Genomic DNA, 12,547 nt, shown 5'->3' on the forward strand with positions numbered 1-12,547 from the left:
CGGGACGCCTTTCTTCATATCCTTAATTTGCCTGTAATAAGTGCTCAAACCCGGTGTGGTCGTTTTGGACCCGGACATCACGGACGCCGGTTTCCCGGAGTTCGTCGACGTGGTGTTCGCCCCAGATCGACATCTGGACCAGAACGGTGCCCAACGACCGGCCCATGGGCGTCAGCGTGTAAACCACCTTAAAGGGAGCCCGTTCACCGTAGACCTGGCGCTGGACGATGCCGTCATCCATTAATTCGCGCAACTGTTGGGTCAGAACTTTCTGGGAGATTTCCGGGAGTTCCTGACGCAAATCGCAGGTACGCTGCGGCCGCACGCTCAGGTGGCAGAGCAGTTGCGGTTTCCATTTACCACTGATCACGTCTAAGGTGGCTTCCACGCCGATATTGTAGGTTTTCTTCGCCATTTTCCGGTTCCCCCTGTCGTTTTTAACTAGTTTAACCGTTGAGCCGCGATTTGACGAGTAGGCACTTTTTGGTAACCCTTGGCAAAGGCCGGGCTCAAGCGTAGACTGGGGACTAACTTTTTCGTTTGGAGGGATGTTCATGTTCAAACCAGCACCATTGCAGCGCGGGGACGCGGTCGCCATCGTCAGCTTATCGGCCGGCACACTGGGTGAACCGTTCGCCGCTCACGAACTGGCCCGCGGAAAAGACCGCCTGCGTCAACTCGGCCTCACGCCCGTTTGTATGCCGAACAGCCTCAAGGGGACCGCTTACCTGGCGGCACATCCCGCGGCCCTCTTAGACCCGCAAATTCGCGGGATTATCTGTGCCATCGGGGGGAACGATACCTACCGGTTGGCCCCGTTCTTACTCGACGACCCCGACTTTCGCACGGCCGTCACGGCGCATCCCAAACTCTTCACCGGTTTTTCGGACACCACGGTCGACCACCTGATGCTCTATCAACTGGGGCTAACCACCTACTACGGTCCCAACCTGCTCAACGACCTGGCCGAACTGGGACCCGATTTGCTGCCGTACACGGCTCAGACGCTACGCCACTACTTCACCAATCCCGCCACGACGGCCATTACCAGTAGTCCCGTCTGGTACCAGGAGCGCACCGATTTCTCGCCCGCGGCCCTCGATACCCTCCGCATCAGTCATCCCGAAACACGGGGCTACCAGGTCTTACGCGGCCACGGACAAGTGACCGGTCCCTTATTGGGCGGCTGTCTCGACAGTCTGAACAGCCTGCTGACCGACACGCGCTTTCCCGACGAGCCCACCGTTAACGCCCGCTACCATCTGCTTCCCAGTGCCGCCGACTTTGCGGGGAAGGTTCTCTTCTTGGAAACCAGCGAAGAACGGCCCACCCCGGCGGCCTACCAAGCTATGTTGGAACATCTAAAAGCCGCCGGTATCTTGGGGGCCGCAGCCGCCATCATCACGGGCAAGCCCCAAGACGAGGTCTACTATCCCGACTACTGCCGGGTGCTACAGGCGGTCACCGCCGACTTACAGACGCCCCTCATGACCAACCTCAACTTCGGCCACGCTTACCCACGGACGGCACTCCCGTACGGCGCCACGGCGCGCTTGGACTTAGACCAAGCGACCCTGACCATCACGGAACCCTATTTTGCGGGCCCGACCGATTAAATCCTTAACACAAAGCGACCTTATCCCCAATTCAGGGATAAGGTCGCTTGACTGATTTTTACTAAAATTTACCGGCCTCGTTGCTCTTCACTGGTGGCCGGCACCGCCATCACGTCGGTGTCGACGATGCCAAATTGCCGGCGCATCTGGGCTTCGATTTCCTCACCCAACCGGTAGCTATCTTGAACCTCCATGTGAGCGTCGACGGCGATGATCACGTCCAGCGTGACCATGTTGCCACTATAGTGCGCGTTGAGCTCCTCGACGCGGACCACCTGCGCGTGTTGCTCGATGGCCGCCCGAAACTGGGCTTCGGCCTGGGGATCAAAATAATCGGCTAGATTCAAACTACTCTCGCGAAAAATCTGAATCCCCGCCGCCAGGATGAAGAAGCCGACGACGATACTGGCCACGCCATCCAGCCAGGTCACCCGAAACCACAGCGCGCCACCAATGGCGACCAACGTGCCCAGACTGGTCAACGCGTCGCTCAGGCTGTCCTGGGCGGCAGCCGTCAACGCCGCGTTGTTGAGCTTGCGGCCCCCCTGCCGGTTGAACCACCAGACAATCAGCATGATGCCCATAGCGATGGCCGCCCCGACCAACGTGATGGGCCGGGGAATCTCCTGCGTTGCCGGTTTGACCAGGCTCTTCAAGCCACCGTAGATGACGCTCACGGCGATGGCGACCATCACGATTCCCGTAATCAGGGTGAAGACCGTCTCGTAGTGAAACCGTGTCAGTTACAGGCGTTGTCCCGTTTTTTGCAGGTCTTGGGGTAGGGGTTGCCCCATCAAATCATCGTCGTCGATGTCGCGGGCGATGAAGATCCCCACCAGCAATAACGCCGCCGAAATGATGCCGGCAAGGTTATTGAAGGCGTCGGCCCGCAGCGTCTGTGAATGGCCGATGATGGCCAGATAAAATTCGATGACCGAAATCAACAAGTAGGCGCCCACGTTGAACCACAGGTGTTGTTGGGCGCTCCGGAGTTTGCGTAACTCCTGGGTTTGGATCGTCTTCCACGCGGCGTTTTCCGCTTGGCGATGTGTCTTTAAACTTTGCCTGTCGTTCCTCCCAATGACCGCGATCGGTCGCCCCCATTATACCCACTTTTTAACGCCAGCCACCCCAAAAACGTTTGCGTTAGCGAAACGTTTTTGCTGCTCTAATGACCCACTGCACGTCGAAAAATGAAACTGGCTTGTTTGTCTTTTCCTTAATGGTTGCATTCAATGAAAGCGACCAATAAAAAATTAAAAATGACGAACCCCTAGGGACAACCGCACTCGTTGCCCCTTTTAACGCTGACTTTACAAACTTTTTAGTGAAACCGGTTGCGAACTGTAAGCCTATCGGTTATAATTACGTTGTGAAATAGGTATCAAAGATTTTCAAAACTTCCGAAAGAAGGCATTTGTAAAATGGCTGAACGTAGTTATGATTTTCTGATGCCCAGTGTCAACTTTTTTGGCCCTGGTGTAATTACTAAAATTGGTGAACGTGCAAAAATGTTGGGGATGAAGAAGCCCGTGATCGTCACGGACAAATTCCTCGAAGGTTTAAAGGGTGGCGCCGTTCAACAGACCTTAGCGTCATTAAAGGCCGCCGGGGTTGATTACGTGGTTTACAACAACGTCGAACCAAACCCAAAGATTCGCAACATCAAAGAAGTTAAGAAGCTTTACCAAGACTCCGGTGCCGACTCCATCATCACGGTTGGTGGTGGGTCCGCCCACGATACTGGTAAGGGTGCCGGAATCATCTTGACCAACGGTGACGACATCACTAAGTTGGCCGGGATCGAAACGCTCGACAAGGCCTTACCACCATTGATCGCCGTAAACACGACCGCCGGGACCGGTTCCGAACTGACCCGTCACGCCGTGATCACTAACGAAGAAACCCACTTGAAGTTCGTGGTCGTTTCATGGCGGAACATTCCGTTGGTTTCCTTCAACGACCCATCGTTGATGTTGGACGTCCCTAAGGGCTTAACGGCCGCTACCGGGATGGACGCTTTCGTGCAATCCATCGAACCTTACGTGTCCGTGGACCACAACCCAATCACCGACTCCCAATGTGTGGAAGCCATCAAGTTGATTGAAACGTCCTTACGTGAAGCCGTTGCTAACGGCCACAACCTGGAAGCTCGGACCAAGATGGTCGAAGCCGAAATGTTAGCCGGGATGGCCTTCAACAACGCCAACTTGGGTTACGTGCACGCCATGGCGCACCAATTAGGTGGTCAATATGACGCACCCCACGGTGTCTGCTGTGCGCTGTTACTCCCATACGTGGAAGAATACAACATCATCGCCTGCCCAGAACGGTTCGCTGAATTAGCCAAGATCATGGGTGAAAACACCGACGGCTTATCCACGCGTGACGCTGCCGAATTAGCCATCAAGGCCATGAAGCAGATGAGCCAAGACGTTGGTATTCCAAAGTCCATCAAGGAAATCGGTGCTAAGCCAGAAGACTTCGAACTGATGGCCGAAAACGCCTTGAAGGACGGTAACGCCTTCTCCAACCCTCGTAAGGGAACCAAGGAAGACATCATCAAGATCTTCCAAGCTGCTTACGACGCTGAATAATTTTAAAGATTGATTGATATTCCATGAAACTGTCGGGCAACCGGCAGTTTTTTGTTTATACTGATGGTGATTAAGGAGCTGATCAAATGTCTCAAAAATACCTCACCTTTGACTGCTACGGTACCCTGTTAAACGAAGAAGCCACTTACGCCGCCATCGAAACGGCCGCCACTAAGCTTGGTGTGGCCCCCAAGCTGGCCCGCCAGCGTTTCATCGCCTACCAGGACGACCGCAACAACATGCACCCCTACCTGGACTACGCGCTTCTGACCCGCAACAACCTAATTCATCTGGATTACCAGTTCGCAATTTGAACGCTACTACGTCGACGTTCTGATCGCTCACCGCAGCCTGACGCCGTTTCCCGAAGTGATTGCAACCCTCAAGGCCCTCCAACAACGCGGCTACCACCTAATCATGATGTCCAATTCGTCGTGGGACATCATTGACGCCAACGCCGCGGCGTTGACCGTGCCGTTTGACGTCTGGACCGCCGAGGACGTCCACGCCTATAAGCCGGACCTGCACTTCTTTCGGACCATCGCGCAGGAATACGGCTTAACCACCACTAATCATTGGCACATCGCCCAGGGCTACGCCAGCGACATCGTGCCCGCCGACCAACTGGGCTGGCCGTCTATCTGGGTTAACCGCGACCAGGCGACCCCCACCACCGTCGTTCGCCCCACCCAGATGGTCACCACCCTCGACCAGGTCTTGCCCCTGCTGCCCTAAATTGACCGAATCTTTCCTAGGCCAGTCATCACGGTATAGACCAATTTTGCTAGATTTTAAGTAAATTTTTTCTAGACCCGAATATTAACGACCAATCCCCGTCAAATCTAGGTTATTTGCGGGTTCCGGGCCCCGCCCAAATCATTAAAAATCAGCCATAACTCTAATTAATTTCAAATTTCTCGTTTACTTTTTATTTTTTAGTGTTATTGTTATTGGCAACAAGATAAAAGCGAAAAGAAAGCAGAGTAAGCTTCTTCATCCTGACAGTGAATTGGGACTAGTGAAAACCCAACCCAGACTTTGAGTTAGCTGAATAACCCTTTCTTAGGTTTCTGGCTGAAATCCCGTGCGGAGAGTAGGTTTAGACGTTGACCGGTACGTTACCAGCGGTGGAGCATGGTTGTGCTCTTATTTGAGGTGGCCTATTTGAGATAGGCAATCTGGGTGGTACCGCGAAAAGTCTTTCGTCCCTGTATTGGGGACGGGAGACTTTTTTATTTTGTGATTAACTTGATTCTAAACTTTTAAGGAGTGTGCGCTTATGGACTTAATTATTCCCAAGGACTACGATCCAAAACTAGACGTGATTGAAACGCAAAAGGCAATTCGTTACATCCGTGAAACCTTCCAAGACGAATTCGGGAAGGAATTGAATTTAACGCGGTTATCCGCCCCCATGTTTGTCGAAAAGGGCACCGGGTTGAACGATAACTTAAACGGCATCGAAAAGCCGGTTTCCTTCACCATGCAGGACATGCCCGGTAAGACCATCGAAATCGTCCACTCCTTAGCCAAGTGGAAACGCCTGGCCTTAAAGCGGTACGGCTTTAAGATGCACAGTGGCCTGTACACCAACATGAACGCCATTCGGAAGGACGAAAACCTGGATAACATCCACTCGATTTACGTCGACCAGTGGGACTGGGAAAAGATCATCGCTAAGGAAGAACGGACCACGGCGACTCTCGAAGCCACGGTGCGGACCATCTTCAAGGTCATCAAGCACATGGAACACGAGGTCTGGTACAAGTTCCCTAAAGCCGTCCACCATTTACCCGACGACATTTACTTCGTCACGACCCAAGAACTCGAAGACGAATTTCCAACCCTGACGCCCAAGGAACGCGAAGACGCCATCACTAAGCGTTACGGGGCCGTCTTCTTGATGCAGATCGGTGGTAAGCTTAAGAGTGGCAAGCGTCACGACGGCCGGGCTCCCGACTACGACGACTGGCAACTCAACGGCGACATCCTCTTCTGGTACGAACCGCTGCAACACGCCTTGGAAATCTCCAGCATGGGGATCCGGGTCAGTGAAGAATCGATGCGCGCCCAATTAAAGGAAGCGGACGCTGAAGACCGGGCGACCCTGCCGTTTCACAAGATGCTGTTAAACGGCGAACTCCCCTACACCATCGGGGGCGGGATCGGCCAATCCCGGCTATGCATGCTCTTGTTGGGTAAGGCCCACGTGGGTGAAGTGCAAGCTAGTGTTTGGCCGCAAGACATGATCGACACCTGCTACGCTCACAAGATTCAGATTCTCTAAACAATACGTCATGTAATCATTTAAAAGAACGCCCAACTCGATTCGGAGTTGGGCGTTCTTTGGGTCTAGACATTAGGAATTGAGCTGTTGGGCGCGGTGGGTTTGGACCCGAACCACGTGCTGGTAAGCGGGGCGCACGGCCGTAGGTTCGGTCTCCGTGACGCTGGCCGTAACCGCCGCCGCTAGTGGCGATTTAGTGCTGGTCCGGGCACTAGCCGTGGCAGACGTGGTGACGCCACCTAACCCCAGTAAAATCAGGGTCACGAGGCCCAGTTGTCGTGTCAATTTTGTCATGGTGCGAGCTTCCTCTCTTTTTGCCAATAAGGGTCAACTTTAGCAGAAAATCACGTGGCCGCCATTGGCGACTTCAGCCAAAAAAAGAAACGATCGTTGGCCACTGTGTCGGTGGCGCGGCAATCGTTTCCGTCATTGTCTCTGGTTTAGTTATCGTGCCGCAGATCCATTTCAATCTGTTCCAGCGACTTGCCCCGGGTTTCGGGAACCAAGAAGTGGACGAAGAACAGCGATAAGACCGCGAACACGGCGAAGATGGCAAACGGGCCGCCGACGTTGTTGTGAAAGGCATCCAGCAGGACCAAGAAGAACTGGGAAACCAAGAAGTTGCCAATCCAGTTGGCCGCTGAGCCGATGGACGACCCGATTCCCCGCACGCTCAACGGGAAGATTTCCCCAATCAGAACCCAGGCAATTGGGCCCCAGGAAATGGCGAACCCGAAGATGTAGATTCCAATCAGAATCATGGTCGGGATAGCCGTCGCGTGAATACTCATGGTAAAGTTCATCACAGCTAGAATCCCTAACGACACGGCCATAACCACGGAACCAAAGGTCAACAGCTTCTTGCGATCGAATTTGTCCATGATGGCCGTCGCCAGGATGGTGACCACGAAGTTCACAATCCCAATCCCCACGGAGATCCAGATGGCACTGCTTTCGGCAAACCCGAAGCCCTTAATGAAGACTTGCGGCAAGAAATGAACTACTCGGCCGTGAACGACCGAGCTTCTGGGAACATTGAGGAGTGTTTAGGCTGTTATGGCGGTATTCCGAGTACCTAACTCACGGAACTCAACTCTTTTACCAAGGCTAGTCCCTAGCCTGATGGACTTTATTGAGCCGCTTTTAGCCCTCTATGTAGGATATTAACGGCCGCATTGATATCACGATCGTGGTGTGTCCCACACTCTGGACAAGTCCATTCACGAATTTCGAGTGTTTTCTGACCACTTTGAAACCCACAGCTAGAACATTGTTGACTGGTATAGTTAGGGTTCACCAAAATAAGCTGTTTTCCATACCACTGGCACTTGTAAGCTAGCATGGTTCGAAAATGGTACCAACTGGCATTGGCAATTGACTTGGCCAGATGATGATTGTGCATCAGATTCTTGACTTTTAAATCTTCAATCACAATCACGTCGTAGGCTTTGACCAACTGAGTCGTCAGCTTGTTCAAGTAGTCTTTGCGCTGATTAGCGAGTTTACGCTGGTAGCGCGCCTTAATTTGTCTGGCGCGTTGCCAGTTTTTATAGTCATTGAGTTCCAACTCAATTAGGTGATTTTTATCATGGTTCCACTGAATCACGTTGATCTTGGCTTGATGTTTGCGCCGATCAAACTTCCGTTGCCATGTAGTCCCTTGTTGTTCTTCCCAGGGTGCTTGAAATTTAGGATATTTTCGACCGTCAGAGGTAATCGCCAGGTCAGCTACGCCCAAATCGATTCCCACTTGAACACCGGTTTTAGGAAGTGGCTTAGGCTCCGGAAATTCAACTTGTAAACTCAAATAGTAACGTCCTGTAGCGTCGTGACTAACGGTGTAGCGCTTAATTTGACCATCAACCAACTGACCTGTTTTACTAGTCTTGATACTACCAAGTTTTGGTAATTTGACGCGATGTTTAGCCACCACTAACTGTGTACTGGCAGGAAATCGGCCGGTGTACGCCTGTTTAGCTGACCGGCGTGATTTAAAGCGTGTTTGACCACCACGATGCTCAAACAACATTGAAAAGGCTTGTGCCAAATGATGGTTCACGACCTGTAGACTAGTTGAATCACTTAGTTTGAGAAAGGGATATTCAGTTTTGAGCGTTTTGAGCAGATTATCCATACCATATTCATTGATGAAGCGACTACTCGGGTTATTTTTATACCGAGCCTTGGCCATCGCTAACATTTGATTCCAAACAAAGCGATTATTGCCAAACAATTGCCATAACTGGCCTTCTTGAGCTCGAGTCGGGTACAGACGAAGCTTGATGCCTTTCAGCATCGAATCATCACCTTTCGTGGCGCCTATCTCAGGGTTGTTCAAGTAACTGTTCCGATATTAGTATACGTCCGCTTTACTAGTAATACGGTTTACAAATATACGAAAAAGTTAAGGCAATTCATCACGTCTTTAAAAGCACGTGTCTTCTCGTCCAAATATCAATAAAGATAAATGTCGTACTTAAACGATGTTTCATGGTTAATCCACTCCTTTGTTCACGTTTTACATTTTTAATATAGTGTTTTTTATCGCTTTTGTAAACGCTTTCAATTAATTGCTTTTATTTACCAATTTAAAAACCCGCTTCTTCATGCTTCCATGAAAAATCGGGTTTAAGAAAACCGGTCTACTAGACCAATTTCTGAAATTAGACTAAGGTGGCCAAGACGTCCAAGACCCCTTCGGCGTTGTTGGTTCCGGTATGGTGGGTGACCTGCGCGTTCACGGCCGGAGTGGCGTTGGCCATCGCGTAACCGTACGGGGTCAACCGCAACATACTCAGGTCATTTTCATTATCGCCAAAGGTCATGACCTCGTCGTCGGCAATCTGGTACTTGTCCTGCAACTGGCGTAAGCCGGCGGCCTTGTTCACCGAGCTTTCGCTGATCAATTCGGTGTTAAAGCCCGACGTCTGACTGGCTAATTCGGCTGGCAACGCTTGTCGGAGCGTGGTCATCACCTGCGGAAAGTTGACGGACGGTTGGAAGGTCACACCGATACTAGTGATCTGGTCATCCAAGCGTTGCGCCGTCACGGTCGGGAGGTCGGCCACCAGTTTCAGGTGGTCGTAATAGCGGTGCGTCAGATCATAAGCGGCCTGCGAGATCCGGTCGTCAACGTAAGCCGACTTGACCCCCACCACGATATGTTCGGCGATGTCCGTCGCAGAAAATTGGTGATTGATCACGTCCAGCGTCGCCGCCACCGCCGCGGCGGTCATGGCCGTGACGATTAATGGCCGACCGTTACTGTGGACCACCGCACCGTTTTGAGAAACGAAATCCATTTGGTGTTGAAACTCTTGAAATTGCGTTTGTAGGCGCTGATACTGCGACCCACTGGCGGCCACCACGCGAATCCCCTTGGCCCGCAGCTGAGTGAGTAACGCCGCAAAGCGCTGGTGGTTATAGGTGTTCTGATCGTTCAAAAACGTTCCGTCCATGTCAAACGCCACTAATTTAATCGTCATGCCGTTGCCTCCTTAAAAATCATCAATTTAGCATACCACAAACCATGAGCTGGTTTCACGGTTCAGCCCAGAAAAAAACGGTCGGCACATTGCTCCCACCGTTACTTCCTATTATTAATCTAAGCTTCGCTAGTCAACCGCTCCGGCTCACCAATTATGAGGTGGCTAATCACGGCCAGCAGCAAAAACACCGCGGCCACGCCACACACACCGAACCAGCCCGCCTGACTCCAGGCCCAGGTCGCGCTCAACGTGCCAACGGACCCGCCCAGAAAGTAGCTGAACATGAAGACGGAGTTATTCCGACTACTAGCCTGGCGGTTCAACGACTGGACGATCGCCTGGTTGGACACCTGGCTGAATTGCGTTCCCAAGTCGAGCAGGATAATGCCCAAGATCAAGCCCAGCAGCCAACTACCCAGACTCCAGAAGATTACGAAGGCAACCCCGGAAAGAATCATGCTGAGGCTAATGGTGAGCTTGGGTGAGCGTTGATCGACCAACGTACCAATCATGGGGGCCGCTAACACACCGGCGATACCCAGTAGCCCTAATAAGCCGGCGACGTTACTCCCCAGGTGGTACTGGGCCGCGAGATAAAAGGCCAGCGTGGACCAGAGGACGTTCGACATCCCGAACAGGCAAAAGCCGTTGATGGCTGCACCGCGGAGGGCCCGCTGTTGACCGAATAACCGCGGCAGCGTGCGAATCACCGGCCAATACCGCAGAGCTTGGTGGCCCCGCGCATCGTGCGGCAACCGATAATGGACAATCAACAGAAAAATTAAATCGATGACCGCCGCAATCAGGTAAATATCCTGCCAGGGAAGCCAACTTCCCAGTAGCCCACTAAAGGAACGCGACAGGAGAATCCCCGTCAGTAGCCCACTTAACACAATCCCCAACACCTTGCCCCGTTGTAGGCTCGGGGCTAAGTACCCGGCATAGGGAATGATGATCTGCGGTGCGACCGACGTAATCCCAACCAGCGTGGTGGCCACCGCGAAGACGCCGGCGTTAGGTGCCCAGTAAGCTAACAGGAGTGACCCGATCGATAGGCCCATCATCACCTGAATCAGGTGGTAACGGTCAAAAATGTCCCCCAAGGGCACAATTAACAGTAGACCAAACGCGTACCCCAACTGAGTGACCATGGCTAAGGCCCCGACCACCGTCTTACTTAACTGAAAATCCGTGGCAATCAAGTTTTCAATCGGTTGAATGAAGTTAAGATTGGCCACAATGACCCCCGTCACCACCGCCATGAGTAAAATGGTTCGCCGTGACAGGCTTGTTTCTCTCTTCTGCATACAAAAACCTCCTTCATAAAGTTTAGGCCTTTGTTCCGCAAAAGAAAACCAACTAAAAAAGGGACCCGGCCCACCGGCCCGATCCCACTACCGGGATGTCTGCAGATCCATCCCCCGTAAAAGCTGGGTTTGTAACGTGGTTAAGCGTTGGCGTAACGCCCGTTGCCGCTGAAGGTTGAGGTAGAGTTGCCCCCATAGTCGTTGCTCGGTTAATGGCAGGATGGGGACGTCGAGTTGTTGCAGACGCCCCAACGACAACTTAGCCGTGGGGCTACTTCCCCGTAACCGCCCTAACTGTTGGGCGATCAGCGGCGACTGGTTCAGGCAGTAACATAAATACTGCGGCGTCACTTGGTCCGTAACCAGTTGCCAACGAATAAAGTTTTGGGTCAACACCTTACCGGCCGTTGCGGCACTCACCGGGGCTAACTGGTCACGCGTGAGACTGTACACTAAGTCACCCACCTGAATCGTGTGGGTCCCCGCCGGTCGCCGATCTGTCGGGGCATTCGGCGCGCCCCCCGCCAAATCATTCAGGAGGTCCTGATAGGTATAGCGACAGGTCGGCACACCGCCGGGCAGCCGCCGTTGGTTGACGCCCATCTTCATGGTCACTAGCTGTCCTAACCGCATTTACGGCCACCTTCTCCCCTCATTTTGCCCTCAATGTAGCACGGCATTCTTTTCTCTGTCAACCAACACGAAAACTGGACCACACAAGCGGTGTCGTCCAGTTTCGAGTGTTTGAAGGACGTGGCTACACCTCGGGCTGGTCCGGACCCGCTTTGCGCCACGTACGAATGGTCCGTACGTTGTAGCCTAGCTGACTCGCCAAACTTTTAGCATCCTGCTGTGGATGTGCCTGCACGTATACCTTAGCTTGCGTCTTGTCGTTCATGTGTAGTGGAAAATTGACGGTGCTTCCGCGAAAGATTTGGAACAGGTCTTCTAACACCTTGGGCCCTTCCGCCCGATAAATTTCACGATACACCCCACTCAACAGTTTCTCATCAATCTCCATTATTCATTGGGCCTCCTCGACTATCGCTAGATTTGATTCACCCCTATCATAAGGAATCTTAACGGTAAATTTAAGGGGCGTTTTCTGGGCAATATTCGTTTACTAACGACCTTTTGCCCGTCATCTTTTAATATTACTAAATTTATTTTAGGCGCTTGCCCTCACTGATCACCGACCGCCCTACCCCGACTGGCGAGAGCCTGATCGCCCGGTAACTCGGGATTAAACCCA

Annotated in this window: 12 protein-coding genes and 2 pseudogenes; 5 read left to right on the forward strand and 9 right to left on the reverse strand. The window is 52.5% G+C overall.

The features are described 5' to 3' along the window. Positions 1-22: 22 nt before the first annotated feature. Positions 23-415, reverse strand: coding sequence for a winged helix-turn-helix transcriptional regulator (locus RI501_RS00935; RefSeq protein WP_313819933.1), 393 nt, complete (start codon positions 413-415; stop codon positions 23-25). A gap of 139 nt (positions 416-554) precedes the next feature. Between RI501_RS00935 and RI501_RS00940 the strand changes: the two genes are divergently transcribed. Continuing rightward, positions 555-1,616: a S66 family peptidase gene (locus tag RI501_RS00940; RefSeq protein WP_313819934.1), complete on the forward strand. Its 1,062-nt coding sequence runs from the start codon at positions 555-557 to the stop codon at positions 1,614-1,616. 68 nt (positions 1,617-1,684) lie between these two features. On the opposite strand, the pseudogene RI501_RS00945 reads toward RI501_RS00940, so the two are convergent. Beyond that, positions 1,685-2,698: pseudogene (locus RI501_RS00945) on the reverse strand (cation diffusion facilitator family transporter). A 342-nt stretch (positions 2,699-3,040) separates the two neighbouring features. Between RI501_RS00945 and RI501_RS00950 the strand changes: the two are divergent. The 4 genes from RI501_RS00950 (at position 3,041) to asnA (ending at position 6,500) form a co-directional block, all read left to right on the forward strand. Beyond that, complete coding sequence (locus RI501_RS00950; protein WP_057733003.1) at positions 3,041-4,213, forward strand: iron-containing alcohol dehydrogenase; 1,173 nt, start codon at positions 3,041-3,043, stop codon at positions 4,211-4,213. A gap of 86 nt (positions 4,214-4,299) precedes the next feature. Beyond that, the gene (locus tag RI501_RS00955; RefSeq protein WP_313819935.1) at positions 4,300-4,527 is read left to right on the forward strand and encodes an HAD family hydrolase; all 228 of its coding nucleotides are present in this window, start codon (positions 4,300-4,302) and stop codon (positions 4,525-4,527) included. Between the two features lie 37 nt (positions 4,528-4,564). After that, complete coding sequence (locus RI501_RS00960) at positions 4,565-4,948, forward strand: HAD family hydrolase (protein ID WP_396442529.1); 384 nt, start codon at positions 4,565-4,567, stop codon at positions 4,946-4,948. 544 nt (positions 4,949-5,492) lie between these two features. After that, complete coding sequence (asnA, locus tag RI501_RS00965; protein WP_313819937.1) at positions 5,493-6,500, forward strand: aspartate--ammonia ligase; 1,008 nt, start codon at positions 5,493-5,495, stop codon at positions 6,498-6,500. A gap of 72 nt (positions 6,501-6,572) precedes the next feature. Here the strand turns inward: asnA and RI501_RS00970 are convergent, their stop codons facing one another. From RI501_RS00970 to RI501_RS01000, 7 genes and pseudogenes are all read right to left on the reverse strand, one after another. Beyond that, entirely contained in the window at positions 6,573-6,794 is a 222-nt protein-coding gene (locus RI501_RS00970) for a hypothetical protein (RefSeq protein WP_313819938.1), read from the reverse strand. Between the two features lie 146 nt (positions 6,795-6,940). Beyond that, a pseudogene (locus RI501_RS00975) lies at positions 6,941-7,504 on the reverse strand (MFS transporter); the annotation flags it as partial. 125 nt (positions 7,505-7,629) lie between these two features. After that, complete coding sequence (locus RI501_RS00980) at positions 7,630-8,796, reverse strand: RNA-guided endonuclease TnpB family protein (RefSeq protein ID WP_313819939.1); 1,167 nt, start codon at positions 8,794-8,796, stop codon at positions 7,630-7,632. Between the two features lie 367 nt (positions 8,797-9,163). Then, positions 9,164-9,985, reverse strand: coding sequence for a Cof-type HAD-IIB family hydrolase (locus RI501_RS00985; RefSeq protein WP_313819940.1), 822 nt, complete (start codon positions 9,983-9,985; stop codon positions 9,164-9,166). Between the two features lie 119 nt (positions 9,986-10,104). After that, positions 10,105-11,295, reverse strand: a complete 1,191-nt coding sequence (locus tag RI501_RS00990) for an MFS transporter (protein WP_313819941.1) — start codon at positions 11,293-11,295, stop codon at positions 10,105-10,107. Positions 11,296-11,382: 87 nt separating this feature from the next. Continuing rightward, positions 11,383-11,928: a restriction endonuclease subunit S domain-containing protein gene (locus tag RI501_RS00995; RefSeq protein WP_313819942.1), complete on the reverse strand. Its 546-nt coding sequence runs from the start codon at positions 11,926-11,928 to the stop codon at positions 11,383-11,385. Between the two features lie 124 nt (positions 11,929-12,052). Continuing rightward, positions 12,053-12,316: a hypothetical protein gene (locus tag RI501_RS01000; protein WP_313819943.1), complete on the reverse strand. Its 264-nt coding sequence runs from the start codon at positions 12,314-12,316 to the stop codon at positions 12,053-12,055. Positions 12,317-12,547 lie beyond the last annotated feature (231 nt).

The sequence above is a fragment of the Levilactobacillus zymae genome (assembly GCF_032190635.1).
Lineage (GTDB): Bacteria > Bacillota > Bacilli > Lactobacillales > Lactobacillaceae > Levilactobacillus > Levilactobacillus zymae_A.

Coding starts and splice junctions, on each gene's coding strand:
- RI501_RS01000 (WP_313819943.1), bottom strand. CDS start 12,316: ATGGAGATTGATGAGAAACTGTTGAGTGGGGTGTATCGTGAAATTTAT.
- RI501_RS00955 (WP_313819935.1), top strand. CDS start 4,300: ATGTCTCAAAAATACCTCACCTTTGACTGCTACGGTACCCTGTTAAAC.
- RI501_RS00985 (WP_313819940.1), bottom strand. CDS start 9,985: ATGACGATTAAATTAGTGGCGTTTGACATGGACGGAACGTTTTTGAAC.
- RI501_RS00990 (WP_313819941.1), bottom strand. CDS start 11,295: ATGCAGAAGAGAGAAACAAGCCTGTCACGGCGAACCATTTTACTCATG.
- RI501_RS00940 (WP_313819934.1), top strand. CDS start 555: ATGTTCAAACCAGCACCATTGCAGCGCGGGGACGCGGTCGCCATCGTC.
- RI501_RS00980 (WP_313819939.1), bottom strand. CDS start 8,796: ATGCTGAAAGGCATCAAGCTTCGTCTGTACCCGACTCGAGCTCAAGAA.
- RI501_RS00950 (WP_057733003.1), top strand. CDS start 3,041: ATGGCTGAACGTAGTTATGATTTTCTGATGCCCAGTGTCAACTTTTTT.
- RI501_RS00970 (WP_313819938.1), bottom strand. CDS start 6,794: ATGACAAAATTGACACGACAACTGGGCCTCGTGACCCTGATTTTACTG.
- RI501_RS00995 (WP_313819942.1), bottom strand. CDS start 11,928: ATGCGGTTAGGACAGCTAGTGACCATGAAGATGGGCGTCAACCAACGG.
- asnA (WP_313819937.1), top strand. CDS start 5,493: ATGGACTTAATTATTCCCAAGGACTACGATCCAAAACTAGACGTGATT.
- RI501_RS00935 (WP_313819933.1), bottom strand. CDS start 415: ATGGCGAAGAAAACCTACAATATCGGCGTGGAAGCCACCTTAGACGTG.